Origin of the sequence: Mesorhizobium sp. WSM4906 (assembly GCF_029674625.1) — a bacterium.
Classification (GTDB): Bacteria; Pseudomonadota; Alphaproteobacteria; order Rhizobiales; family Rhizobiaceae; genus Mesorhizobium.
The window spans coordinates 2655596-2681091 of the sequence record NZ_CP121355.1; the positions used below are offsets into that span (position 1 = coordinate 2655596).

Here is a 25496-nt window from a genome sequence, read left to right on the forward strand (position 1 = left end):
GGTGCGATGATATATATTTTTGCTACATATCATAGGATTTGCTGGCGATGAACAAAGCAAAAATATTCTGGTCAGGCCGCTCGCAGGCTGTACGCCTGCCGAAGGAGTTTCGCTTTGAAACTGACGAGGTTTCGATCCGTCGTCATGGTCAGACTGTCGTTCTTGAACCTCTTCCCCAGGATTGGGCCTGGCTTGATCAGGTGATCGGGACACTTGACGACGATTTTGTCGATGCGGCGGAGGAAAGGGTAGAGGAGCAAAAACGGCCAGCTCTCGGCGACGTCTTCAAGTGATCTATCTGCTCGATACCAATGCTGTCATCGCCGTCATGAAGGGCGATGATGATTTGCTGACAGTGCTCAAGCGAAACAAGCCTCAAGATTTCGCGCTTTCGGCAATTGTCGTGCACGAGCTCTATTATGGGGCTTACAGAGGCCAGCGAACGGAAGAGAATCTCGCACGGCTGGACGCGCTTTTGTTTCCGGTACTCGAATTCGATCGGGAAGACGCGCGGCACGCCGGCGAGATTCGGGCGATGCTGGCGACATCGGGAACTCCAATTGGTCCCTTTGATGTACTTATTGGAGGCCAGGCACGTGCCCGCGGCCTGACGTTGATGACGCGGAATGTTCGCGAGTTCGAACGGATCAGGGGTCTGGCGATCGAGACTTGGTGAGTTCACGCGAAAGGCACCGCGGTGGTGCCCTTCGGCAGCTTCGCCTCGTCGTCCGGCTCGACATGGATGGTAACGCGCACGGAGGGGATCTCGGCCTTCAGCGCATCCTCGATCCGGTCGCAGATGACATGGCTGGCGCCGACCGTCATGTCGGCATCGACGACCAGATGGAACTCGATGAAGGTGGCGCGGCCGGCTATGCGCGTCTTCAGGTCATGCACCTCCATCGCGCCCTTCGAATTGGCCGAGATGATGTCGCGGATCTGCATGTGCTCTTGGGTGTCGACGGCGCGGTCCATCAGTCCATTCATCGACGAGCCGATGACATGCCAGCCCTGCCAGAGGATGTTGAGCGCGACGATCACGGCAAGCGCCGGATCGAGGATCTGCCAGCCGGTGAGGACGGCGCCGACAAGGCCGCCGAACACACCGAGGGACGTCACCACGTCGGTCATGATGTGCTGGCCGTCGGCGACCAGAGCCGGCGACTTCGCGTTCCGGCCTGAGCTGATCAGGATCCATGCCCAGATCGCGTTGATGATCGTCGCCACTCCGTTGACGGCAAGACCCGTCCAGGGCTGTTCCAGCGGGGCGGGGTGCTGCCAGGATCGCCAGACTTCGTTGAGAATCAGGAGGGCAGCGACGACAATCAGCACCCCTTCGAGCACGGCCGAGAAGTATTCGGCCTTGTGGTGGCCGAAGGGATGGTCCTGGTCGGCGGGCTTGTAGCTGACCTGGATCGCCCAGAAGGCGGCGGCCGAGGCGATGACGTTGACGATGGATTCCGCCGCGTCCGAATAGAGCGCGACTGAGCCTGTGATGTACCAGGCGGCGACCTTGAGAGCGAGCACGACGCCGGCGACGACGATCGACCAGAAGGCCAGCCTTGCCACCTTCTGTCTGGTCGCGGCTTTCACCGCGGCTGCCGTCGTGTCTTCCGTTGCGGCCATCGTTGCTAGGCAGCCTTTTCCTTGGCCTTGCGCGGCAGATGCGCAACGATGTTCTCGATGATGCGCATGCCGGCATTGTGGCCGAGCGTCATGATCGATTCCGGATGGAACTGCACGGCGGCGATCGGCTCCTTGCGATGCTCGAACGCCATGATGATGCCGTCCTCGGTCTCGGCCGTGACCACGAAACCGTCGGGCAGGCGCACCGGATCGGCGAAGATCGAATGATAGCGGCCGACCGTCACCTCCTTGGGCAGCCCCGAGAAGATGATGCCGGGCTTGGAGACGCGGACGCGCGACGGCTTGCCATGCATCGGGATATGCAGCTGCCTCAGCTCGCCGCCATAGGCCTCGGCCAGCGCCTGCAGACCGAGGCAGACGCCGAAGATCGGCAGGTCGCGGCTCCTCGCCCTTTTGATGGTGGCCGCGCAGTCGAAATCCCTCGGCGTGCCGGGGCCGGGCGACAGTACGACGAGATCCGGCTTCAGCCGCTCGAAGACCTCCTCCGGCACCGGCGTGCGCACGGTCGAGACATTGGCGCCGGTCTGGCGGAAATAGTTGGCGAGCGTGTGGACGAAAGAGTCCTCATGATCGACGAGCAGAATGTTCACCCCGTCGCCGACGCGCGCGGTGGTGCGTTCGGTGCCGGTGGCGTTGCCGGTCTTGGCGTCGCGGATGGCGGAGAGCATGGCGGATGCCTTCAATTCGGTTTCGGCTTCTTCTTCCTCGGGAACGCTGTCGAAAAGCAATGTGGCGCCGGCGCGCACTTCGGCGATGCCGTCCTTGATGCGTATGGTGCGCAGCGTCAGCCCGGTGTTCATGTCGCCGTTGAAGTTGACCATGCCGATCGCGCCGCCATACCAGGCGCGCGGGCTCTTCTCGTTCTGCTCGATGAAGCGCATGGCCCAGAGTTTCGGGGCGCCGGTGACGGTGACCGCCCAGGCATGCGACAGGAAAGCGTCGAAGGCGTCCATGCCTTCGCGTAAGCGCCCCTCGATGTGGTCGACGGTGTGGATCAGGCGCGAATACATCTCGATCTGGCGGCGGCCGATGACGCGCACCGAGCCAGGCTCGCAGACGCGCGACTTGTCGTTGCGGTCGACGTCCGAGCACATGGTGAGCTCGGACTCGTCCTTTTTCGAATTAAGCAGCTTCAGGATCTGCTCGGAGTCGGAAATAGCGTCGTCGCCGCGCTTGATGGTACCGGAGATCGGGCAGGTCTCGACACGGCGGCCATTGACACGCACGAACATCTCCGGCGAGGCGCCGATCAGATATTCGTTTTCGCCGAGATTGATGAAGAAGGAATAGGGGGAGGGGTTGATCGTCTTCAGCTTGCGGGAGATGTCGGCGGGCTGGGTTTCGCAGCGTTCGTAAAACATCTGACCGGGCACGACCTCGAAAAGGTCGCCGCGCTTGAAGCTCTCCATGGCCAGGCGCACCAAATTGGCATATTCACCCGGCTCGTGGTCACCGCGCGGCGGGATGCGGTCGGCGGTCCTGAACGGCTCGGCGGCGCCTTCGCGAGCCAAGCCCTCGGTCGAAAACCCCTCGCCGGAATAGTCGTAGCGGTCGGTCCAGGCCTTGGTCGAATAGTGGTCGACGACCAGGATCTCGTCGGGCAGGAACAGCACGAGGTCGCGCTGGCTCTCTCTGCGCTCGAGCTTGTAGTCGACCGGATCGAACTGGAAGGCAAGGTCGTAGCCGAAGGCGCCATAAAGGCCGAGATTGGCGTCTTCGGCGGTCCTGAAGAGCGCGGTGATGGCGCGCAGCACGGTGAAGACGGACGGAACGCGGCTGCGCTCCTCCTCGGTGAAGACACGGCCGGGCTTGGCGACATCGAGACGGATGAGCCTTTTGGAGCTCTCGGCGATCGACACTTCGCTGAGCTGGCCAAGCGCTTTGCCGATCACCGGCAATAGCACCTCGCCACGGGCGTTCAGCACCTCGATGCGCATGGCGCGGCCGCGTGCCGAGATCACCAGCGGCGGGTCGATGATGGCCGTGTCCCAGCGCGTGTAGCGGCCCGGATATTCGTAGTTCGAGGAAAACACTGCGCCGCGGCGGGAATTCAGGCCTTCGACATAGGCGTCGATCGCGCCTTCGTAAGGCCTGTCATGGCGCTCGCGGGTGATCGTCACCCCACCCGCGGTGACGAAGCGCTCCGCTCCGTTGTCCAGAACTTTAATCGTCATTGCCGTCTCCATCAGCGTTTTGGGCAACGGACCCGGGAATGGCTTGAAAAAACAAATGGCCGCCCGGACATTCCGTTGCGGCCACCCTCTTCTTTACGCACACGCGTTCGAACTGGCCGCTGTCAGCGAGCCCACCACCAAACGGTCTTGTTCGAACGCATGTTCATGGCGACTCCCATAGCGGCGAATGAAGGCCTGCGCAACTGGATTTCATGCGGATGGTGAAAGCCGCAGGCCTTTGTTTGATGCATGTCGTTCTCCAAAAACCGCTGCGCATTTGGGCGACATGCATCAGTCCTCCAGCGTGCCGGAGCGCGCGTCGGCGCTCTTGTTGTCGCCGGCGAGCTTCAAAAGGTCCTCGCCGGCGCGGATGATGCGGCGGGAACGCCTGGTCAGGATGAAGCCCGATTGCGGCGCGAACACTCCGGTGTGGCCGCCAACTTCGCCAGGCGCATGGACGATCGTCGCCAGCCTGTCACCTTTCTTGACGCGGTCGCCGGGCTTGACGTCGTAAAGGATGGCGCCGGCCTTGGGCGAGGGCATCATGTCGATGTTTTCCAATGGCATGACGGCGCTGCTGAAACTGCTCGCCTTCGGAACGGAAGGATCCTGAATGACGCCGCGCGTCACCAGCAGGCGGTAGAGGCCTGCGGCATCCGACCCGGCCAAGGCGGCGTCGACGTCCAGCATGCCGCGATATTCGACCGTGGTGACGACGCGGCGGTCGAAACGCGCGACGCTCGGCGGCACGTTCTGGTAGGGCATGATCGAGGCGCCCTCGAAGGTGCCGCTGCTGTCCTCGCTCCACAGCACGACGGCATCGGCGCCCATGGCGGCCGCGCAGTCGGCCATATGCGGCCAGAGGCTGGTGTGGATGTAGAGATAGGCAAGGCCCTCGTCGTCGCAGTGGAGATCGAGCACGATGTCGTTGCCGAGCGAAAGCTCGACGAGCCGGTTCTTCAGCCGGCGGTCGGCGCCGCCAAGGCTGACGTCCGGCAAGAGCTTGGCATCGGGTGCTGCAAGCAGCGGAAAAGAACGATTGAAGTTGGTGCGGGTGCCGAGATTGAAGCGGCCCTGATGCTCGCCGAAATGATACTGGGCGCGGCCGATCGGATTGGCCCACGGCACCACGGTGACGGCGCCCCTGATGCGGCCTTCCGCTTCCGCCTTCGCAAGTATCGGCATCAGAGCGTCGATGGCGACGACGCCCGGCAATTCGCCGGCATGGAGCGCCGCCTGCAGATAGGCCGAGGGTGCTGCCTTGTCCGTGCCGTCGAAGCGGAAAACCGGGAATTCGTATGCAACGCCTTCGCTGTCGCCGGCGATGCGCTCGATCGTCTTTTGCATGAAGTGCCTCCGATGTGAGGCCAGACATGCATGTTTGCGGTTCGGCTGTCGAGTGGTCCAGCAGCGCCGGGCGTCGGCGCAGCGCAGCCGTTCGGCCGGCTGGGTCCGCAGCGCAGTGCGCGGTTGAGCGCCAGCGCAGCCCGACGGCCTGAAGCGGCTTGTCCAGCCTCAGGCGAGCGGCTTCAGTTCCTGGGCGATGGTCGGCAGAAGTTCCGAGACATTGGGGTGGATGTGCATGGCGCGCGCCAGCGTCGAGATCGGCGCCTTGGCGTACATGAGGTCGAGTATCGAGTGGATCGCCTCGTCGCCGCCCGGGCCGAGGATCGAGCAGCCGAGGATTTCGCCGGTGTCGGCATCGGCCAGGATTTTCATGAAGCCCTGCGTCTCGCCCTTTTCGACGGCGCGGCCGACACGGGTCATCGGCCGCTGGCCGACGAGCGCCCGGCGGCCGGATTTCTTCACCGCGGCCTCGGTCATGCCGCAGCGACCGAGTGGCGGATCGACATAGAGCGCATAGGCCTCGATGCGGTCGCTCACCCGGCGCGGGTCGTTGTCGAGCAGATTGGCGGCGACGATCTCGTAGTCGTTGTAGGAAGTATGGGTGAAGGCGCCCTTGCCGTTGCAGTCGCCCATCGCCCAGATGCCGGGCACGCTGGTGCGCAGCTGGTCGTCGACGACAACGTAGCCGCGCTGGTCGACTTCGACGCCGGCCTTGTCGAGGCCGAGGTCGTCGGTGTTGGGGACGCGGCCCAAGGCCAGCAGCACATGCGAGCCGACCGCCGGCGGCTTGCCGGCGGAGAAGGTCACGGCGATGCCGTTGCCTTTCCTGGCGAAGGCGATGTCGTCGGCGCCGACATGGACGGCGATGCCCTCGTTTTCGAGGATCGACCGGATGGCGGCCGAGACATCCTCGTCCTCGCGGCCGGTCAGCCGCGGCGCTTTTTCGATCACCGTGACCTCGGAACCGAAACGGCGGAACATCTGCGCGAATTCGAGCGAGATGTAGCTGCCGCCGACGACGACGAGATGGCTGGGCAGCACATCGAGATCCATCATCGAGGAATTGGTGAGATAGGGGACGTCGTCGATGCCGGGAAGGTCGGGCACCGATGCGCGCCCGCCGGTGTTGAGGAAGATTTTTGGCGCGGTCAGCAGATCGTCGCCGACGCGCACGGTGTTGGCGGATACGAAGCGCGCATGACCACGGTAGAGCGTGCATTTCTCCATGCCCGCGATCCAGGTCTCCAGCCCAGAGCGGGAAGCGCCCGACACCTTGTCCTTGCGCGCCTTGATTGCCTTGTAGTCGACGCCGACCGGGCCGGAGAGGGTCACGCCATAGTCGGCGGCGCGGCGGGCAAGATGGGCGGCATAGGCGCTCGCCACCATCGTCTTGGTCGGGATGCAGCCGGTGTTGACGCAGGTGCCGCCCACTAGCTTGCGCTCGATCAGCGCTACGCTCATGCCGGCCGCAGTCAAGCGGCCGGCGAGTGGGGTGCCGGCCTGACCTGCACCGATAATGATGGCGTCGAAGACCTTCGCGCTCATGCGACCGCCGCCACGATGAGCAGGCCGCCGATGACCGCGACCGCGTCCTCGATGAAGGCTGCGGGTGGGTCCTTGCCGAACGCGGCTGCCAGTCTCGAACGGGCTTCCGCGCCGCCCAGCGTGCCGATGACCGCGCCGATCGCGCCAGCAATGAGGCCGCCGATGGTCGCGCCGGCGGTCGCGCCGATCACCGCGCCGGTGAAGGCGCCGATGACGATGCGGGCGCCGAACTGCTGCGGCACCTTGCGGCTCGGCGTCGACGGCAACTGGTCGGTGACGAGCTCGACGATCGCCAGGATGGTGAAGATGCCGACAGCGATCCAATGGCCCATGAAGCTCGCCCAGGTGCCGGCGACCGGCAGCCAGCCGAGCCAAGCACCCCACGCGACTGTCGCCGGCGCCGTCATGGCGCGTAGGCCGGCAACCCCGCCAATCAGCAATGCAAGAATGTAAAGCATGATCGACCCCCTCAAATCCGGGACCTCGCACGGCCCCGAGACGTAAGGCTAGCATAGGCCGGGCTTTTGGCCACGGCTTTTCCCTAAAGCGCGTGGCGATCTTTCAGGTTCGCTCCATGCGCTTTAGGTTTTTTGATTTTACGCATGTCTCCGAAACCGGTTCCCACTTTCGGGAGACATGTTTCAGGGGCGAATTGTGCTTTGGCAGCAGGCAGCATCGGAGGAGCGGCCATGACGACAAGCGAGCGCATGAAGATGGCGGCGGGCGAATGGTACACTTGCCTCGACGCGGAGCTGGAGGCCATGCGCGTCGCCGCGCGCGACGCGGTGTTCGAGCACAACGGCCTGTCGCCCCGGCAGCGCGGCGACATAGGCCCGGCTTTGCGGGCGCTGCTGGGCGGCGCGGGCGAGGGCGCGCGCATCGAGGGAGGATTCCACTGCGCCTACGGCTTCAACCTCTTCCTCGGCGATGGCGTCTTCCTCAACACAGGCTGCACCATTCTCGATACCGCGCCGGTGCGCATCGGCAAGGGAGCCATGCTTGGTCCCAACGTGCAGATCTACTGCGCCGAGCATCATCGGGAGGCCGCTGGGCGGCTTGCCGGACTGGAGATCGCCAAACCGGTGACGATCGGCGACAATGCCTGGATCGGCGGCAGCGCGGTGATCCTTGCCGGCATCAGCATCGGCGAAGGCGCAATCGTCGGAGCGGGCGCGGTGGTGACGCACGACGTGCCGGCCAACATGACAGTGGTCGGCAACCCGGCGCGGGTCGTTACAAGAGGCTGAGCGCGTCCGATACCTGAGCGCTTCGAGAGAACTCGCGCCGATATTGCATCGGCGAGGTCCTGAGCCGCGCGGCGAAATGCTGCCGCAGCGAAGTGGCGCTGCCGAAGCCGGCCTCGAAGGCCACCATATCCATCGACTTGTCCGTCTGTTCCAGCAGCCGCTGCGCCAGCGCCACGCGCTGGCCGGCCAGCCAGTCGCCGAAGCTGGTGCCGGTCGACTTCTGGAAGCGGCGCGTGAAGGTGCGGCGGGTAAGGCCCGCTGCTTCGGCGACGCTGTCCAGGCTGTGCGCGTCGCCGAGCGTCGCCCGCACCTCGTCCAAGGCCTTGGCGAAGCGGTCGGCGGTCGGCGTCGGCGCGAGCGGGCGTTCGATGAACTGGGCCTGTCCGCCTTGCCGATGCGGCGAAAGCACGACGTGGCGGGCAAGCCGAAGCGCCGCCTCGGCGCCATAGCGGGCGCGCACGATGTGCAGGCAGCAGTCCAGCCCGGCGGCGACGCCGGCTGAGGTGACGATGTCGCCGTCGTCGACGTAGAGCACGTCGGCGTCGACGGCGATATCGGGATGAAGGGTCTTGAGCTGATCTGTATAGGCCCAGTGCGTGGTCGCCTTGCGTCCCGCCAGCAGTCCGGCGGCGGCAATGGCGAAGGTGCCGAGGCACAGGCCCACGATCAGCGCGCCACGTTCGTGTGCCCGTTCGAGCGCATCCTTGAGCGGAGCGGCCAGAGGCGCGTCGAGATCCTTCCAGCTGGGGATGATGACGATGTCGGCTTCGTCGAGCGCCGAAAGATCATGCGGGACCGAGATGGTCAAACCGGCATCGGTATGAATTGGCCCTTGTTCGGCCGCGCAAACACGGAAGTCGAAGCGCGGCAGGCCGAGCTTGGTACGGTCCGCGCCGAAAACCAGGCATGGCACGGAAAGATGGAAGGGGCTGATGCCGTCGAATGCGACGGCGGCGATGATCGGATTGTGCATGGCAGACACCATTGGGTTGCGGCAACAGTGTCCCAATTCTTTCGACTAATGTCAATTGGGACACTTTCTGCGAGTGGATATCCGGCCTAGCTTTGCGCTCATCAACCCGTTCGAAAGGAAAAAGCCATGTCAGCATCAGCCACCCAGCCGCGCCGCGCGCTCGTCGTCGTCGATGTCCAGAACGACTATGACGGCGGCAATCTCGCCATCCAGCATCCGCCCTTCGCCGACAGCGTCGCCAATGTGGCGCGCGCGATGGACGCCGCCACTGCTGCCGGCATCAAGATCGTCGTCGTCAAGCAGATGGCGCCGGAATCAGCGCCGTTCTTTGCCAAGGGCAGTCATGGCGGCGAGCTGCATCCCGAGATCGCGAGGCGCGCGCGCGACCATTATGTCGAAAAGACGCTGCCTTCCGCCTTCACCGGCACGGACCTCGAGGACTGGCTGCGCGCCAACCACATCGATACGATCGTGGTCGTCGGCTACATGACGCATAATTGCGATCTGTCGACCATCATCCATGCCGTGCACATGGGCTTTGCCGTCGAATTCCTCTCGGACGCCAGCGGCTCGGTGCCCTACGCCAACAGCGCCGGCCACGCGTCAGCCGAGGATATCCATCGGGTGGTGAGCGTCGTGCTGCAGTCGCGCTTCGCCGCCGTGCTGAAGACCGCCGAATGGATCGATTGCCTGAAGACCGGCGCCCTGCCGGAACGTGACACGATCTATGCGTCCAACCAGCGGGCGCTGGCACGCAACGCCGCCTAAAGCGCGTCGCGATCTTTCAGATTCGCGCCATGCGCTTTAGGTTTCCGATTTGACGCATGTCTTTGTCCCGAAGCCGGTTCAGCAACAGGCGCCGCAGCGATGCGGCGCCTGTTGCTTGGCATGAAAATTCATGAGGCGCGTGACCCACTTCACAGAAGTCCAGCCGGCACTTCCAGAGAGTGATGCCGCATTGGTAAGCGCGGTTGGCCGGGGGCTGGATTGGAAGCGCGCATTGCACGAACCGTGGTTGTCCTGACGCTTGCCGTCGGAGCCGCGATGTTGCCGTGGCCCGCCTTCGCGCAAGTTCCTCCACACGCGCCAGGGACCATCTGCTTCACCCAATTCTTCTGGTGCTGGGCGCAGCCGCCCGGGCCGCCCGGATATCCATGCGGGTGCCCGTCGCAATATGGCTACGTGCCCGGGGTTCTGGGCTAGCGAGGCGATGAGTGAGAGCCGACGTCGATGACCGCTCCTGTTGATCCTCTTGTGACCGGGCTGCTGAAAGACGCGAAGCTGGTGGCGGGCTATGGTCGCTATGGGGTCTTCAAGGACAATTCGCTGTTCGCGGCCATTGGCGATGCCGAGAAGCTTGGCGATGTGACGGCCAGCCAGCCGGCGGTGGTCAATCTCCAGAAGGTCTTGAACGACTGTTCGGGTGTCGTGCCGTTTTCCACGCTGGCGGCACTTCGCTCCGGGTGGTCGCCTGGCGACACCTCACGCAGGGCCGCGATAGCAACCTATTTGCTGGTGGCGCTGTCGGTGATCCTGATGGTGATCACAGGCAAGATGACATATGTCTACAACAGGGGCGTCTCCTTGAGCGCCGAGCTGCAAGACATAAACAAGGACAATTTCAGCGTTCGCTTCGGCCAGGCGGTGCGCCAGGTCTGGACGACGCAGAAGCAATTGCGATCGGCCGCATCGGGCGGCCTGTCGCAAAGCGACATAAATCTTCTTGAGGATGTCTACTACAACGCCGAGGACAGCCTTCATTTGCTCGACCAGCGGTTCGTCGCCCTTTGGGCGAATTCCCAAAGCTTCATGACCCGAGAGGCGCGTTTCCCGATCTGGGGGATGCAATCGGCCTATTGCAAGGTGCAGTCGCTGGTAACCGCGGGCGCGGCGGGCAATGGTCAGATCTACGATCCGCAGCAGGCGATCACAAACCAGCTTTGCAATCAGGGGGTGGCGTCGGCAAAGTCGGAATATGCGGGACCGGTGGGCGGGGCACCGGCAGGGGGAAATCCAGCTTGCGCGCAACCCGGCACTCCCGCGGGCAAGGAGCCTGGCGGCGCCGCGTCGGCAGGCACAAGCCCCGAGCTCGATGCGAACAGCGAGTATGAGGAGGCCACCCGCAGTCTTCAGTGCAGCGGCGTGATCACCCTTACCCCCAGTTCAATTTACATGATGACCGCGCAGATAGGAGGCCTCAACGCCGTCTTGAGCCCCTATGCGCTCTGGATACTGCCGGCACTTTACGGAAGCCTGGGCGCCATCATGTTTCACATGCGCATGATCCTGAACCCGCTGCTGCCTAACCCGACATTGGCGCGACTGGTTCACAGGGTCGTCCTGGGAGCGCTGGCGGGCATGGTGCTGGCCTGGTTCTTGGGGCCTGACACGAAGCTTGGCGGTCAGGCTTCAGCGATAGGCTTCAGCCTGTTCACCTTCGCCTTCCTGTTCGGCTTCAGCCTGGATATCTTCTTCACCCTCCTCGACCAGTTCGTCAGCACGTCGGTCGTAGGCATCAAGAAGTTCGGTTCCTCGACGGCGGCTTGAGGAATCCGGGCAAGCAAAAAGGGCGCCGCGGCAGCGCGGCGCCCTTGGTCATTCTCAGCTCGAAGAATGTTTAGAACAGACCCTCGATCTGACCCTGTTCGTTGAGGAAGATCTTTTCCGAGGATGGCGCCTTGGGCAGGCCCGGCATGGTCATGATCTCGCCGCAGATGATGACGACGAAGCCGGCGCCGGCCGAAAGCCTCACCTCGCGCACCGGCACGGTGTGGCCGGTCGGCGCGCCGCGCAGGTTCGGGTCGGTCGAGAAAGAGTACTGTGTCTTGGCCATGCAGACCGGCAGGTTGCCGTAGCCGGCCTGCTCCCAGGCATGCAGCTGGTCGCGGATCGACTTGTCGGCGATCGCCTCGTCGCCGCGGTAGATGCGCTTGACGATGGTGTTGACCTTCTCGAACAGCGGCATCTCGTCGGGATAGAGCGGCGAGAACTGCGAGGCGCCGGATTCGGCGATCTCGACCACCTTCCTCGCCAAATCCTCAATGCCGGCGGAGCCTTGCGCCCAGTGCTTGCACAGGATCGCCTCGGCGCCCTGCGCCTTGACGAAGTCCTTCATCGCCTGGATCTCGGCCTCGGTGTCGGTGGTGAAGTGGTTGATCGCGACCACCGCCGGCACGCCGAACTGCTTCACGTTCTCGATGTGGCGGCCGAGGTTGAGGCAGCCCTTCTTGACCGCCTCGATGTTCTCCTTGCCGAGGTCTTCCTTCTTGACGCCGCCATTCATCTTCATGGCGCGCACGGTGGCGACGATGACGGCGGCGGCCGGCTTGAGGCCTGCCTTACGACACTTGATGTCGAAGAATTTTTCGGCGCCGAGGTCGGCGCCGAAGCCGGCTTCGGTGACGACATAGTCGGCAAGCTTGAGCGCCGTCGTGGTGGCGACGACCGAGTTGCAGCCATGCGCGATGTTGGCGAACGGACCGCCATGCACGAAGGCCGGGTTGTTCTCAAGGGTCTGCACCAGGTTGGGCTGGATGGCATCCTTCAGAAGCACGGCCATGGCGCCGTCGGCCTTGAGGTCGCGGGCATAGACCGGCGACTTGTCACGGCGGTAGGCGACGATGATGTCGCCGAGACGCTTCTCGAGGTCCTTGAGGTCGGTGGCCAGGCACAGGATCGCCATCACTTCCGAGGCGACGGTTATGTCGAAGCCTGCCTCGCGCGGGAAGCCGTTGGCGACGCCGCCCAGCGAGCAGATGATCTCGCGCAGCGCCCGGTCGTTCATGTCCATGACGCGGCGCCAGGCCACGCGGCGGATGTCGATGCCGAGCTCGTTGCCCCAATAGATGTGGTTGTCGATCAGCGCCGAAAGCAGGTTATGGGCCGTGGTGATGGCGTGGAAATCGCCGGTGAAGTGGAGGTTCATGTCGTCCATCGGCACCACCTGGGCGAGGCCGCCGCCGGCCGCTCCGCCCTTCATGCCGAAGTTCGGGCCGAGCGAGGCTTCGCGGATGCACACGACCGCCTTCTTGCCGATGCGGTTCAGGCCGTCGCCGAGGCCGACCGTGGTGGTCGTCTTGCCTTCGCCGGCGGGAGTGGGGTTGATGGCGGTGACCAGGATCAGCTTGCCGTCCTTGTTACCCTTCACCGACTTGATGAACTCGGCCGAGATCTTCGCCTTGTCGTGGCCATATGGCAGCAGGTGCTCGTACGGGATGCCGATCTTGGCGCCGATCTCCTGGATCGGTTTCTTGTTAGCGGCGCGCGCGATCTCGATATCGGACTTCACTTCGGCCATGACGGCTTTCCTCTGAAATGAGCGGTGGAGGGGAGGGCTTCGATCGCTGCATGATCGAAACGCCGCCCGGACGCAAGGGCATGTTCTAACCCTGTCGCTGTCACGGCGTCAACTTTCATGCAACTATGTTTCCTGTGAAGAAAGTTTACTGTTCCCGGGCCGACCTTGCCGGCGTCTTCGGCGCCCGGTCGTTGCGCCGTATAGAAGCCAGAGCGGGTGTCGCTCCGCCGTCTCAAAACAGCCGTGCAATACGCGAAAAGCGACAGAGGCGACGGCGCAAATCCGCCAGCCCCAACTGTCGGCTGGTCAGGCTATTGGGTCAGCACGTTGCTGATCTCGACCATGTTGGAGCGCACGCGCAGGACATAGAAGCCCATGGTCGTCAGATGCGTCGGCAGGAGCCAGCCGTCCTCGCGTCCATTGGCGATGATGAAGGGCTGGATGCGCAGCGCCGAGACGAACTGCGCGTCCATCGTGTCCCACAGGTTCTGCAGGTGCTTTTCCTTGATCACGCCCTCGAAGTCTGCCTGAGCGCCCTTCATCAGCCCGTAATAGGCATAGAGCTGGCCGTAGGCGAACCAGAAGCGATCGTCGGCGCGGAAGTCGAACCAGCCGTCATTGTGGTTCTCGGCGCGCTCCTTGAGGATCGCCGAGGTCGAGCCGATGTCGCTGGCGATACGGTCGATATATTGCTTCAGATTGTCGGCGCGGGCGTCAAACGTCGCCTGGCAGGTGGCCAGCCGTGCATTGAAGGAGCGCAGCTTGCGCACCGCGTCGCGATAATAGCTCGGCGTCGGCGTCTTCGGGCCGAACGGGTTCAAGCCGAAATACCATGTGTATTCGTCGAATTGCAGATTGCCGCGCGCGTCCTGCAGGTCGCTGTCGATCTGCGAGGTCGTGCGCACGCGTCCGAGATTGTCGGCAAGCTCGGTCGCGGTGCGCCGCACCGCCTGGTTGATGCCACGCTGGAAAGAGGCCTTGTTGTCCATCCATGGCGTGTGGTCCCAGTCGATGCCGAACAAGCCGAGCTTGTAGAGGATCATCGACGAGATCCAGGCATTCTGGTTGACATTGAAGTCGGTAAGATCGGCCGCCACCTGGGCGATCGCCGAGTTGCCGCAGGTTTTGGCCGTGTCGGTGCCGGCGCCGGCAGAAACCTGCTCGCCGGCCGACACGTTGCGCGTCTCGAAGGTGTATTTGTCGGGATAGTTCGGCTCGAAATTGTTCCACCACTGGGTGGCATAGAAGAAATTGGCGTAAAGGCCGATCAGCACCAGGATGGCGAGGCCCACCACCGCCTTCAGGATCCAGCCGCGCTGCCCGTACCAGCGGCCGACCCACATGAACGGCCATAGGATGATGCCGACGACGAAGCCGATGCCGCGGCCGATCCATTGGAAAATCTGGGTGAAGAAATTCACGATCGGATCAAGCATGGCTCTCGTCACCCCTCAGTCAGTCAAGCCGTAAAGGCGCGCGCGGAACGCCGCCTTGTCCTTCAAATATGTGGTTTTCAGAACGTCCACAACATGCGATCGCCAGGCGTCGCTGAAGCCGTCGAAGTCCCTGTAGAAGCCCGGTTTGTTGAAGACGTAACGCGAGACGATGTCCTGCGGCACGAAATCCGAGATCAGCTGGTTGGTGAGCCAGGCATCGGGATGATCGGGCCTGGCGCGCACGACCAGGAAGCGCTGGCGCGGCGGAACGTCCTCGACCTTGAGATGGCCGAACTGGGCGATCTCGCGCTTGGCGGCGTTGAGGAACGGGAAGTTGCCGTCGCTGGCAATCAGGTCGGCATGGCCGTGGATCCAGGTCTGCAGCCAGACCTTGTCGACATCCGTCAGGTTGCGGTTGGGCTCGGCGTCGCGGATCAGCGCCCGCACCACCATCTCGGCGCGATGCTCGAGATAGCCCGAGGCCTCGATCCAGGAGGCGCGCGGCAAGTCAAGGCGACCGGTGGCGGCGAGGAAACGGAACACCTTGTCGGCGTCGTTGATCGACAGATAGCTCACCTGCCACGGCCGCGAGCGGCGGAAGCCCGGTGCTGCCGGGTCGCAGATCACCGTCGTCATATCGGGATCGACAAAGACGTAGAGCCCGCCGAAATGGCTCGTCCAGTAGGCATTGTGGCGGAAGATCACCTGGTCGGGGACAAGCGCGTTCTCGCGGATGTCGCCGCAGACCTTGGCGAGATCGACCATGCGCTCGAGCATGGCGTCGTCGCGCCAGGCGTCGGGCTCCTGTTTCAGCCGGTCGACAAGCTTGCCGAGCTCGGCCGCCTTGCCCAGCACGTCCTCGGCCGACAGCACCTTGAACTCGACCTGGTTGATCGAAAGCAGATCCTCGATGTCGTTGACCTTGGGAACGGAGTCCTCGATCTCGCCGTAGATGACGTCCTTGATGGTCAGAGCGTCGATGGCGCGCTGGTTCTTGGACATGAATTCGAACATCAGCTGCGAGGTGTTGGAAAAGGCGGTGTGCACCACCGGCAGGTCGATCTGCGACGGCGTCAGGATGATGAAGCGGCGGTTGACCTCGTTGGGATCGAGATAGTCGTAGTCGCCGCATTCCTCGGCCACCTCGGGCGAAAAACCGGTGCGGTCGATCTGGAAGCTCGTCAGCTTGGTGGGCTCGAGGCCGAAGGCGACGAGCGCCTTGTTGTAGCGCTGGACGAGGTGCGGCTCGTCGACAGCGAGCAGCCTGCCGTAGATCAGCTCGTTGTCGCGCAGCAGGTCGGGCTTTTTGCTAGGGGTCATTTGGGCGACCCAGTGAGATTTTCCTGTGTGGGCGAAGGATGGAGCGCCAACGTTGGCGTCCCCCTCTCCCCGTTCTTCACGGGGAGAGGGTAAGGGTGAGGGGCGGCGCGAACGGTCAAGGATATGTCTCCCCATAACCTTCGGCGGCAATAAATCGAAGGTCGTGTGTATCGATGTGGCGCTCTAAACGCTGCTCGACGGCCGCCAGTATGGTCTCAAGCACCGCCTCCCTGTCCTTCAAAACGTCGACGTTCCAAAAGCGGAGGACGGACCAGCCGGCTGACACCATGAAGCGATCGCGAATCTGATCATGTTTGTTCGCGATATGCTGGCTCCCATCAACTTCGACAACAAGCTGGCATTCCCTGCAGGCAAAATCAGCGAAATACCTGCCTATGGGGAACTGCCGCACGAATTTGTAGCCGTTCAATCTGCGATCACGCAGCTCGTGCCAAAGTGCGCCTTCGGCATCGTTGTCTGACTGGCGCAATCGCCGTGCTCGCTTCGTCGTCTCGATTACCGGTCCACGCATGCGCTGCCCCTCACCCTTACCCTCTCCCCGTGAAGAACGGGGAGAGGGGGGCGCCAGCGTTAGAGCTACGTCTTTCAGCACACGTGGGCAGCGAAGCAACATCAAGCATTCCACAGCCCCTTCTTCTTCAGCTCCTCCATCTCGCGTGCCGCACGCTCGCGCAGGCGCGCGTCGCGCAGCAGCTTCTCCACCGCGGCGTCGTCGGACCTGTCGGAATAGCGGAATTCGGAATCGGCGTAACGGTTGATCTCCTGCATGACCATCTCCATCGAGAACGGGCCGCGCAGTTCCTCGATCATCGCCTTCTTGTCGTCGTAGCTCTTGTGCATGAAGGCTTCCGGCTTCTCGAACCAGTCGTCCGGCATCTCGATGTCCATGGCGCGCATTTTTATCGCGTCGGTGACGTTCTTGATGGCGCGGCCGGTGAAGCGCGGTTCGGCGTCCTTGATCATGTGCAGGTAGGTGCCGATGTCGGCCATGGTCTTCGGTGCGCCGTTTTCCTTCATGTAGCGTTCATAGACCTTCGACAGCCCGTCTTCCTGCGGCTTCTCGTGCTCCTCATAGGCCTCGGCCACGGCGCGCTGGATTTCCTGCGCCGCGTAGAGCTTGTGGTCGCCCAGCGGGATCTTGTGGTTCTTGCCGGCAAGCAGCACGAAGATGTCGATGTAGTCGTCGCGGGTCTGCGGGCCGTCGACCAGCCAGCGGGCGCCGGCGCGCTGGCGCAGCGCATCGTCGACATTCTCGGGATAGTTGGAAAACATGCCGAAGGAGCAGTTGCCGCGCACCACGGTGGAAGCACCGGCAAAGGCGTCCATCAAGACGCCGGTGATCTCCTGCTGGCCGGCGGACGCGCGGTCGTCGGAGCGGCGCGCCGCGACCTGGTCGATGTCGTCGATGGTGCCGAAGCCGATGGTTCGCGGATTGAGCACGTTGTTGATGAACTGGCGGCAGTTCTGGCCCGACTTGCCCTGGTAGGACGAGATCTGGTCGACGCCGAAATTCTCGTAGACGAAGGGATAGCCGGCGACCTGGCAGTAGTCGTTGACGAGACCGGCGATCATCTGGATCAGTGTCGTCTTGCCGGTACCGGGCGCGCCGTCGCCGATGAAGGTGAACAGGAAGCCGCCGAGCTCGACGACGGGGTTCAGCTCGCGCTCGAAATCATAGGCCATCAGCATCTTGGCCAGCCTGACCGACTGGAATTTGGCGATGTGGTTGCCGACGACTTCTTCCGGTTTCTTGAAGGTCATCACCAGCGGCTTCAAACGCTTGCCTGGCGCCACGTCGAAGCCGTCGATGGTGAAGTCGTCGACGTCGATGCGGATATGCGCGTTCTCGAACGGGCCGATGCCGTCGAAGCGCCCCTTACGGGCCAAGAGTCCATCGATGGCGACGCGGGCAAAGGCACGCGCCCGCGTCATCAGGTCGGCGTCGTCCTTCGAACCGGCAATCGCCTTGTCGAGCCCGGCCACGATGGACTTCACCGCATCCTGCGGCGTGTCGAAGAGGAAGTCGGGTTCGGGACTGTCGTTCGGCGCCTCGCCGTCACTGTCGATCAGCTGGAACAGGTAGGAGGCGAAGCTGAAGGCCGAAACATAGGCCGCGGCCGACAACAGTCTCTTGAACCTCGCAGCCTCGTCGCCTTCGAGCGGAGCCCGGGCGTTCTTCGCCTGCAGGCTTTCGAGATCGGAACCCTCGGCAAAGACATCCGATATGGCCAGCGCGATCGCCAGGCCGCGGCGGGCGCGGAACAGAAGCGTGTGCTGCGGGATGCTCATCAGCTGGTCGTCGGGATGGATCGCGGCGACCGTCTTCGACAGCTCGACTTCGCGCGTGTGCCGCACCGAGCCGACCGATACGGTCGAGACGAAGCGCCGGTTGGTGCCGGCGAGCGCGGTGCCGGATTCGCGCGCGGGATCCTCCAGCACGACGATGCGGGTGATGAAGCTCTGCGCGGTGGCGCGGTGCTTTTCGATTGCCGCTTCCGAGATCGTGGTCAGCCCGGTGTCCATGAAGGATGCTCCGCGGTTGAAATCAGACGTCGCTGATGACCTGCCCGTTCGACAGGATGTGGACCTTGTAGCCGGAAAAGATCTTCTGCGCCTCGCCGGCGGCGTATAGCGCCTGATAGGCCTCGTGCGGGATCAGCGCGTGGTTCTCGTAGCTCGACACGCCCTGGCGCGCGGCTTCGAGGTCGTCGGTGTTGATGAAGAATTCCTGCGTCGTCTTTTCGCTGGAGAACAGGCCCTTGCGGCCGGGCTTCTCGCCCTTGGAAAAGACCTCCTGGATGGTCCAGGTGAGCAGCCAGGCGTTTTCGGGCTTGCGCACCTTGGCCAGGACCTCCGTGACCGTCGAATTGTTCTCGGTGATCCCTGCCGAATAGAAAGGTCCAAGCACGACGCGCCGCAGCTGCTTCGGGTGCAGCGGCTCGAAATCCTTGTCGAGATTGACGGCGATCGTCGCCGGCGACAGCGTGTAGGCCGAATTCTTCTCGGTGAAATCGTCGAAGCGGTGGGCGAGCTCGGGGTTGAGCAGGCCATCCACGGGCAATGGAATATCGACGCGCTCGTTCAGCTTGCCGGTGCTGTCGTCAACGAGTTGGCGCACCATGCTTTCGGAAGAGTCCTCGACCGTCACCATGTAGACCAGCGGCAGGTTGGCGCTGCCGTCGAACGATGCCCAATGGACGAGATAATAAGGCCGCATGGTCTTCGGGTTGACCGAGACCTTCGCCGTCTGTGCCAGGATGAAGGGACCGAAGGTCGCCTTGCTCCTGACGTCCTCCAGATAGAGCCGCTCGGCCATCGACTTCTGCAGCGCCGCTGGAAATTCCTTGTGGCGCAGGATGAAGTCGGCCATCTCCTCGCGCAGCTCGCCGGCCTGCGGGATGTTGGCTAGGCGGCTGTCGGCCTGGCGGCGGTCGTTCTCCAGCTCGAGCAGGTTCTGGAACACCGGGTAGCCGCTATCGGCGCGCGAAATGCGGAACGTGTCCATGAAGCCCAGCCGGTTGCGCCAGCAGGCAAAGGACTTGTCCAGCCGGGCGATGTATTCGGCGACGATCTTGGCGACGATGCCATGCCGGTAGAGCGGCGAGCGATCGTCGCGCATGAACACTTCCAGCCCGCTCAGCGCCGACGTGATGGCGGAGAAGTAGCGCGCCGCAGCTTCGTTTTCGGGGGTCATGGCGCTGCCCTGGAGAAGAATGCCGGCACGCCGCCTACTGCTGCACGTAGTTGGCGGCGTTGTGCTTCTTCATCACCTCGTCGAAGCGCCGGGCGAAGGCATCGTCGGCGAGCTTCTTGCGGCGCTGGATGTCGGCGCTCGCCACCATGTTCTTCTCATGCATCTCGAGCAGATCGCCGATGTGCTTCTGCGAGGCGGCCCCGATGCCGGCCATCGTCTCTTCCGCCGTGTTGTCGACCTGGCTGCCCAGCGTGTTGATCTTGTGGGCAACGTCCTGCTGGGCGGCCGTCTTCAGCGAGTCTTCCAGCGCTTTATACAGGACGATGCGCTGCTCGGTGTCGATGGTGAGCTTGTTGATCAGCGTCGACTGCGCGGCGATCTGGTTGTTGAGGGAGTCCACGAATGTCTGGAACATCGAGGTATAGCGTTCCAGCGTCTGGCTTTCGGCGAGCAGCTCCTGCTCCTTGGCCTGCTTCTCGTTGTATTCGGTCGCCATCTTCGAGCGCTCGCCCTCGAGCTCGGTGCGCTCCTTCTGGGTCGTCGAGGCGGCGATCTTGTTCTCGACGTCGAGCAGCATCGGGTTGAGCTCCTCGATGCGCTTCTGCACCGCCTCGAGGTTGGCCATCGTGGTCTTGCGGCGCTCGATCACCTGCGACAGGCTGGTTTCGGAGGTCTTGTAGCGCTGGTCGAGAATCTGCTTCTGGGCTTTCAGGATGCCGACGATGGTGTCGGATTTCGCCAGCAGTTCCTGCAGATTGCCGGCGAGCGACATGTTGCGCACGCGGTCGGTGCGCATGCGCTGCTTGCGCTGCGCGGAGAACACACCGACGAAGTTTTCCCAGCCGGTGTAGTTCTTCATGCTCTCGAATTCGGCGCCGAAGACGTTGGTGGCGTCCTCAAGCCCGATGATCAGGTCGGCAATGTTGCCTTCCATGACCTTCTGCTGCTTGAGCACGTCCTCGATGCGGGCGTTCTCGATGTCGAAATTGGCGTCGCCGATCTTCTTATCGGCCTGGGCGAGGGTGTCGAGCACGGTGCCGGACTGCTCGATCTTGGTGCGCATGTCCTCAACGACCTGCTTGGTCTTGGCAATTTCGGCATCGAAATTCTGCAATGTCGCCATAGGGGCCTCCCGCATCGGCATCCGGTTTCGTCGCACGTGGCGGCGAATATATGTGGGGCCTCCAGGGATTGAAAGAAGGAAGACAAGCAGAGGCGTTAAAACAAAAGAATTGGTCAGGCCCTTGAAAGACAAGGCAAGCATGCCAATCGCGAGTAATGCGCCTGGCCTTCAAGCAGCTTCAGCTTCTATGCCTTAAGCTCTTGTTTTCGCGGCGACCGGCATCGGCTGGAGCGGCGGGCCAAACTCTTGCGGCAAGTCGCGGCAGATCATTCGATCGTCGGCCGGTCTATCGCCGGACGGCGCCTCTCGGAATGCCGATCAGGGCTTCGGATCGGCCCTGAGTAGGCAGAGGGGTGGCAACCGGTTACCGACTGGCGGCAGGCTCTCCGCTTCAGTTGCGGGCGAAGCCGATGAAGTCGTCTGGCGCCGCCCTGCCCATTTCCTCTTCCCAATGGCGGCGGCAGAGCGAGACATAGACGTCCTTGCCGATCGCCACCTGCTCGCCCTGCCTCGCCACCTTGCCGTCGGGACCGAGGCGTACCACCATCGTCGCCTTGCGGCCGCAGCGGCAGATGGTGCGCACCTCGCGCAGGTCGTCGGCGATGGCAAGCAGCGCGCGCGAACCGGAAAACAGCTTGCCCTGGAAATCGGTGCGCAGGCCGTAGCACATGACAGGGATGTTCAGCCGGTCGGCGATGCGTGCGAGCTGCCAGACCTGCTCCTCCTCGAGAAACTGCGCCTCGTCGACGAAGATGCAATGCACGGTCGTATGCTCGTGATGCTCGGCAACGCGGGCATAGAGATCGTCGCCGTCGCGGAACGCCTCCGCCTCGGTCTCAAGGCCGATGCGCGACGAGATCAGCCCCTTGTCGCCCTTGCGATAATGGCCGGCGACGAAAAGCATCGTCGTCATGCCGCGTTCGCGATAGTTGTAGGACGCCTGCAGGAGCATCGTCGTCTTGCCGGCATTCATCGTTGCGTAGTTGAAGTAGAGCTTTGCCATGTGGGTCTTTAAGCCCACTTGCCGCAATGCGGGGAAGGGGGCGCCGGCTCCTTCCACCAAAAAAGCGCTTGCTTCGGAAAAGACGCTGCATGTCGCTGAATGGCCAGCGCGCGCCGTTCATCGTGATGTGGCCCCGCTTGAAACCACTTCAAAATGGTGTTTGGCTGACGGAACAAGGCGGTCGCAAGAACCGTGACTTCGAGCCGCCTCGAATTGCAATGGGAGAAAGTTGATGTCGCGTATGAAATCTTCCGTCGCCGGCCTCGGCCTGGCGGCGCTTCTGTCCACGACCGCCGCCTATGCCGGCGACCCGGCGAGCTGCAAGGCCGTGCGCCTGTCCGATGTCGGCTGGACCGACATCCAGGCGACCACGGGGCTGGCCTCGGTGCTGCTCACCGCGCTCGGCTACGAGCCGCAGGTGATCCAGCTTTCGGTGCCGGTCACCATGGCTTCGCTGAAGAACAAGGACCTCGACGTCTTCCTCGGCAACTGGATGCCGTCGATGACCAACGACATCAAGGACTACACCGCCGACGGCTCGGTCGAGACGATCAGCACCAATCTGACCGGCGCCGGCTACGGCATCGTCGTGCCGACCTATGTCGCCGACGCCGGCGTCAAGACGCTGACCGATCTCGGCAAGTTCAAGGACAAGTTCAACGGCAAGATCTACGGCATCGAGGCCGGCAATGACGGCAACCGCATCATCCTCGACATGATCAAGAACCCGGCCGACAACCTCGCCGGCTTCGAGCTGGTCGAATCGTCGGAGGCCGGCATGCTGACGCAGGCCGAGCAGTCGATGAAGAACAATGAGTGGATCGCCTTCCTCGGCTGGACGCCGCATCCGGTGATGGGCGCCATGAAGATCACCTATCTCGACGGCATGGGCGACAGCGGCTTCGGCGCCGCTACCGTCTACACCAATGTGCGCAAGGGCTACACCACCGAGTGCCCCAATGCCGGCAAGTTCATCGCCAACCTGAAGTTCAATCTCGACATGGAAGGCGAGATGATGGATGCGATCCTCAAGGGCGGCGACGCCCAGACGGTCGCGACCGACTGGCTGAAGAAGCATCCGGACGCGATCACTCCCTGGATTGCCGGCGTGACCACCTTCGACGGCGGCGATGCCGCCGCGGCCATCAAGACCGCGCTTGGGAGCTGAGCCGGCTTTGAGTCCGGCATGATCTCCGAAAAAGGGCAGCCACTGGAAAAGGCTGCCCTTTTTCTTAAAGCGCCGCGCTGAAACGGGTTCAAGCGACGCGCTTTAAATCTCTGTTTTTGCGCATGTCATTTTCCCAAAACCGCCGCACGCTTTTGGGTGACATGCATTAAGCTGCGAGACAATGACCGTACGGCAAGTGCGGCGAAACCGAGAGGGGAAGATGGATCCGATATCGAAATTCCTTACCGACTACAAAATCCCGATCGGGCCATGGGGCAAGGCCTTCTTCGGCTTCCTCACCGACAATTTCGATACCGTCTTTCGGGCGTTCTCAAACGGCCTGAATTTCATCCTCGACGGGGCGGTGGACCTCCTGCTGATGGTGCCGCCGGTGCTGCTGGCGCTGGTCATCGCCCTCGTCGCTTGGCTGTTGCAGCGCTCGCGGCCGCTCGCCATCGGCGTCTTCATCGGCCTGATCTTCATCATCAACCAGAACCTCTGGAAGCAGACGGTGCAGACGCTGGTGCTGGTGGTCGCCGCCGCCGCCATGGCGATGGCGATCGGCGTGCCGCTCGGCATCTGGGCCGCGCACAAGCCGAAGGTCTACCGCGTCATGTTGCCGGTGCTCGACCTGATGCAGACGCTGCCGACCTTCGTCTATCTGATCCCGGTTCTGACGCTGTTCGGGCTCGGCAACGCACCCGGCCTGATCGTCACCATCATCTTCGTCATCCCGACCGCAGTACGACTCACCCACCTCGGCGTGGTTTCGGTGCCCACGGCGATCATCGAGGCGGGTGAGGCGTTTGGTGCCACCAAACGCCAGCTCCTATGGAAGGTGGAGCTGCCGTCGGCGCTGCCGACGATCATGGCGGGGCTGACGCAATCGATCATGCTGTCGCTGTCGATGGTGGTGTTCGCGGCGCTCATCGGCGCCGGCGGCCTCGGCACCGAAATCAACCGCGCGCTCGGCTCCCGCCGCATCGACCTCGGACTTGAGGCCGGCCTCGCAATCGTCGTGCTCGCCATCGTGCTCGACCGGATGACGCGCATCGGCGTGGGAGGCAAGAAATGACCGTCGCGGTTGACTTCAGGAATGTCGATATCGTCTTCGGCGCCGATCAGGCCGGTTCGCTTGCGCTGATCGACAAAGGCGCCACCCGCGCCGAAATCCTCGAGAAGACCGGCAACGTGCTGGGCTGCGCCGGGGCCAATCTCACGGTGAATGAAGGCGAGATTTCCGTGCTGATGGGCCTGTCGGGCTCCGGCAAGTCGACGCTGCTCAGAGCCGTCAACCGGCTCAACGTCGTGTCGCGGGGACAGGTGTTGGTCAATGACGGCGACCGCACCGTCGATGTCGTGACCTGCGACGAAGCGACCTTGCGGCGGCTGCGCCAGAAGCAGGTGGCGATGGTGTTCCAGCAGTTTGGCCTGCTTCCGTGGCGCACCGTCGAGGAAAATGTCGGCTTCGGCCTCGAGCTTGCCGGCGTGCCCGATGCCGAGCGCAAGGCGCGGGTCCAGAAACAGCTGCAACTCGTCCATCTCGACCAATGGTCGAAGAAATACGCGCATGAGCTTTCGGGCGGCATGCAGCAGCGCGTCGGCTTGGCGCGTGCCTTCGCCACCGAGGCGCCGATCCTGCTGATGGACGAGCCGTTCTCGGCGCTCGACCCGCTGATCCGCACCAAGCTGCAGGACGAGCTCCTGCAGCTCCAGGCGGAGCTGAAGAAGACCATCATCTTCGTCAGTCACGACCTCGAGGAGGCGCTGAAGATCGGCAGCCACATCACCATCATGGAAGGCGGCCGCATCGTGCAGACCGGCGCGCCGGAGGACATCGTGCTGCGTCCGGCCAACGACTATGTCCGCGACTTCATCGCCAACGTGAACCCGCTTTCGGTGCTGACGGCGTGGAACGTGATGCGCGACCGTCGCGATCTGGAACAGGGCGAAGACGGCTGGGTGTGGCTCGACCGGCGCAAGACGACGCGCTTCAAGATCGACGAGCATGGCCTGGTGGCGGCGGCCGAACGCGACGGGAAGCCGGCGGTATGGGTGTCCTGTGCCGATGTCGAGCGCCAACCGGAGGAAGGGGCGCAGGTATTCTGGGCCAATCCCGGCACGCCGCTGAAGACGGTGATGCTGGCCATGCATCGTTCGCAGACCGCCCCGGTGGCACTCTTCGACGAAGGCTCGCGCTTCGTCGGCGCGATCGGCATCCGGGACGTGCTGAGCGCGGTGCTCAGGCGGTAGGCATTTTTCGCACGCGTCCAAACAGAAGTTTGGGCGCCGCCTCAGGCTTGTTTTTCGCGTTCGCCGAGCGCAGAATCCTTTCGTTGCGTGCCCATGCGCCAAGGGGGGTGATACCGACGTCGCATAGAGGGCTTTCCGGCGCGGTCGCGCTGTCCGGCCTCGCCGCGGTTTCGCTTGGAAGCGGCGCGGCGCTTTCCCAAAGTTTTGTCGTCGGCAATGGCGTGACGGCCGGCCAGCAGACGATGACC

At 63.2% G+C, this 25496-nt stretch carries 22 protein-coding genes; 8 read left to right on the forward strand and 14 right to left on the reverse strand.

Translation table 11 applies throughout. The annotated features are described in order from the left end of the window. Positions 1-47: 47 nt before the first annotated feature. On the forward strand, positions 48-293 hold the full coding sequence (gene vapB / locus QAZ22_RS12640) for a type II toxin-antitoxin system VapB family antitoxin (protein ID WP_126098270.1): 246 nt from the start codon (positions 48-50) through the stop codon (positions 291-293). Then, on the forward strand, positions 290-676 hold the full coding sequence (locus QAZ22_RS12645; RefSeq protein ID WP_278207105.1) for a type II toxin-antitoxin system VapC family toxin: 387 nt from the start codon (positions 290-292) through the stop codon (positions 674-676). The genes vapB and QAZ22_RS12645 overlap by 4 nt, the downstream gene beginning before the upstream one ends. Positions 677-678: 2 nt before the next feature. Here QAZ22_RS12645 and QAZ22_RS12650 read toward each other — a convergent pair whose 3' ends face one another. The 5 genes from QAZ22_RS12650 to QAZ22_RS12670 form a co-directional block, all read right to left on the reverse strand. Beyond that, the gene (locus QAZ22_RS12650) at positions 679-1626 is read right to left on the reverse strand and encodes a cation diffusion facilitator family transporter (protein WP_278207107.1); all 948 of its coding nucleotides are present in this window, start codon (positions 1624-1626) and stop codon (positions 679-681) included. Between the two features lie 5 nt (positions 1627-1631). Next, positions 1632-3821, reverse strand: coding sequence for an anthranilate synthase (locus QAZ22_RS12655; RefSeq protein WP_278207108.1), 2190 nt, complete (start codon positions 3819-3821; stop codon positions 1632-1634). Between the two features lie 291 nt (positions 3822-4112). Continuing rightward, positions 4113-5168 carry a succinylglutamate desuccinylase/aspartoacylase family protein gene (locus tag QAZ22_RS12660; RefSeq protein ID WP_278207109.1) on the reverse strand — a complete coding sequence of 352 codons (1056 nt, stop codon included), beginning with the start codon at positions 5166-5168 and terminating at the stop codon, positions 4113-4115. Positions 5169-5336: 168 nt separating this feature from the next. Then, positions 5337-6713 carry an FAD-containing oxidoreductase gene (locus tag QAZ22_RS12665; protein WP_278207110.1) on the reverse strand — a complete coding sequence of 459 codons (1377 nt, stop codon included), beginning with the start codon at positions 6711-6713 and terminating at the stop codon, positions 5337-5339. After that, positions 6710-7171, reverse strand: a complete 462-nt coding sequence (locus QAZ22_RS12670; RefSeq protein ID WP_278207111.1) for a DUF4126 domain-containing protein — start codon at positions 7169-7171, stop codon at positions 6710-6712. Before QAZ22_RS12670 ends, QAZ22_RS12665 begins: the two co-directional genes overlap by 4 nt. A 231-nt stretch (positions 7172-7402) precedes the next feature. Between QAZ22_RS12670 and QAZ22_RS12675 the strand changes: the two genes are divergently transcribed. Further along, positions 7403-7960: a sugar O-acetyltransferase gene (locus tag QAZ22_RS12675; protein ID WP_278207112.1), complete on the forward strand. Its 558-nt coding sequence runs from the start codon at positions 7403-7405 to the stop codon at positions 7958-7960. Here QAZ22_RS12675 and QAZ22_RS12680 read toward each other — a convergent pair. Further along, positions 7947-8933, reverse strand: a complete 987-nt coding sequence (locus QAZ22_RS12680; protein ID WP_278074363.1) for a helix-turn-helix domain-containing protein — start codon at positions 8931-8933, stop codon at positions 7947-7949. The two genes, QAZ22_RS12675 and QAZ22_RS12680, sit on opposite strands and share 14 nt — an antisense overlap. A 126-nt stretch (positions 8934-9059) precedes the next feature. Here QAZ22_RS12680 and QAZ22_RS12685 point away from each other — a divergent pair, with 126 nt between their 5' ends. Together QAZ22_RS12685 and QAZ22_RS12690 are read left to right on the forward strand one after the other, a co-directional pair. Beyond that, positions 9060-9701 (forward strand): cysteine hydrolase family protein, encoded by a 642-nt coding sequence (locus tag QAZ22_RS12685; RefSeq protein WP_278207113.1) that lies wholly within the window; start codon positions 9060-9062, stop codon positions 9699-9701. A 462-nt stretch (positions 9702-10163) separates the two neighbouring features. Further along, positions 10164-11480: a hypothetical protein gene (locus tag QAZ22_RS12690; protein ID WP_278207114.1), complete on the forward strand. Its 1317-nt coding sequence runs from the start codon at positions 10164-10166 to the stop codon at positions 11478-11480. Between the two features lie 70 nt (positions 11481-11550). On the opposite strand, the gene QAZ22_RS12695 is transcribed toward QAZ22_RS12690, so the two are convergent. The 8 genes from QAZ22_RS12695 to QAZ22_RS12730 all read right to left on the reverse strand — a co-directional run bounded on the left by QAZ22_RS12695 (position 11551) and on the right by QAZ22_RS12730 (position 21827). After that, positions 11551-13230: a formate--tetrahydrofolate ligase gene (locus QAZ22_RS12695; protein WP_278207115.1), complete on the reverse strand. Its 1680-nt coding sequence runs from the start codon at positions 13228-13230 to the stop codon at positions 11551-11553. Positions 13231-13541: 311 nt separating this feature from the next. Further along, a complete protein-coding gene (locus QAZ22_RS12700) occupies positions 13542-14666 on the reverse strand; it encodes a DUF2333 family protein (RefSeq protein ID WP_278207116.1) in 1125 nt (374 codons plus the stop codon). A gap of 15 nt (positions 14667-14681) precedes the next feature. After that, complete coding sequence (locus tag QAZ22_RS12705) at positions 14682-15986, reverse strand: DUF6638 family protein (RefSeq protein ID WP_278207117.1); 1305 nt, start codon at positions 15984-15986, stop codon at positions 14682-14684. 115 nt (positions 15987-16101) lie between these two features. Beyond that, positions 16102-16518: an endonuclease domain-containing protein gene (locus QAZ22_RS12710; protein WP_278207119.1), complete on the reverse strand. Its 417-nt coding sequence runs from the start codon at positions 16516-16518 to the stop codon at positions 16102-16104. Between the two features lie 101 nt (positions 16519-16619). After that, entirely contained in the window at positions 16620-18530 is a 1911-nt protein-coding gene (locus QAZ22_RS12715) for an ATP-binding protein (RefSeq protein ID WP_278207120.1), read from the reverse strand. A 22-nt stretch (positions 18531-18552) separates the two neighbouring features. Continuing rightward, the gene (locus QAZ22_RS12720) at positions 18553-19701 is read right to left on the reverse strand and encodes a hypothetical protein (RefSeq protein ID WP_278207121.1); all 1149 of its coding nucleotides are present in this window, start codon (positions 19699-19701) and stop codon (positions 18553-18555) included. Between the two features lie 34 nt (positions 19702-19735). Continuing rightward, positions 19736-20824 (reverse strand): hypothetical protein, encoded by a 1089-nt coding sequence (locus tag QAZ22_RS12725; protein ID WP_278207122.1) that lies wholly within the window; start codon positions 20822-20824, stop codon positions 19736-19738. Between the two features lie 391 nt (positions 20825-21215). Next, positions 21216-21827 (reverse strand): thymidine kinase, encoded by a 612-nt coding sequence (locus QAZ22_RS12730; protein ID WP_278207123.1) that lies wholly within the window; start codon positions 21825-21827, stop codon positions 21216-21218. Positions 21828-22059: 232 nt separating this feature from the next. Here QAZ22_RS12730 and QAZ22_RS12735 point away from each other — a divergent pair, with 232 nt between their 5' ends. From QAZ22_RS12735 to choV, 3 genes are all read left to right on the forward strand, one after another. Beyond that, on the forward strand, positions 22060-22995 hold the full coding sequence (locus QAZ22_RS12735) for a choline ABC transporter substrate-binding protein (RefSeq protein ID WP_278207124.1): 936 nt from the start codon (positions 22060-22062) through the stop codon (positions 22993-22995). Between the two features lie 220 nt (positions 22996-23215). Next, the gene (gene choW / locus QAZ22_RS12740) at positions 23216-24070 is read left to right on the forward strand and encodes a choline ABC transporter permease subunit (protein ID WP_278207125.1); all 855 of its coding nucleotides are present in this window, start codon (positions 23216-23218) and stop codon (positions 24068-24070) included. Further along, complete coding sequence (gene choV, locus QAZ22_RS12745; RefSeq protein ID WP_278074349.1) at positions 24067-25248, forward strand: choline ABC transporter ATP-binding protein; 1182 nt, start codon at positions 24067-24069, stop codon at positions 25246-25248. Before choW ends, choV begins: the two co-directional genes overlap by 4 nt. Positions 25249-25496 lie beyond the last annotated feature (248 nt).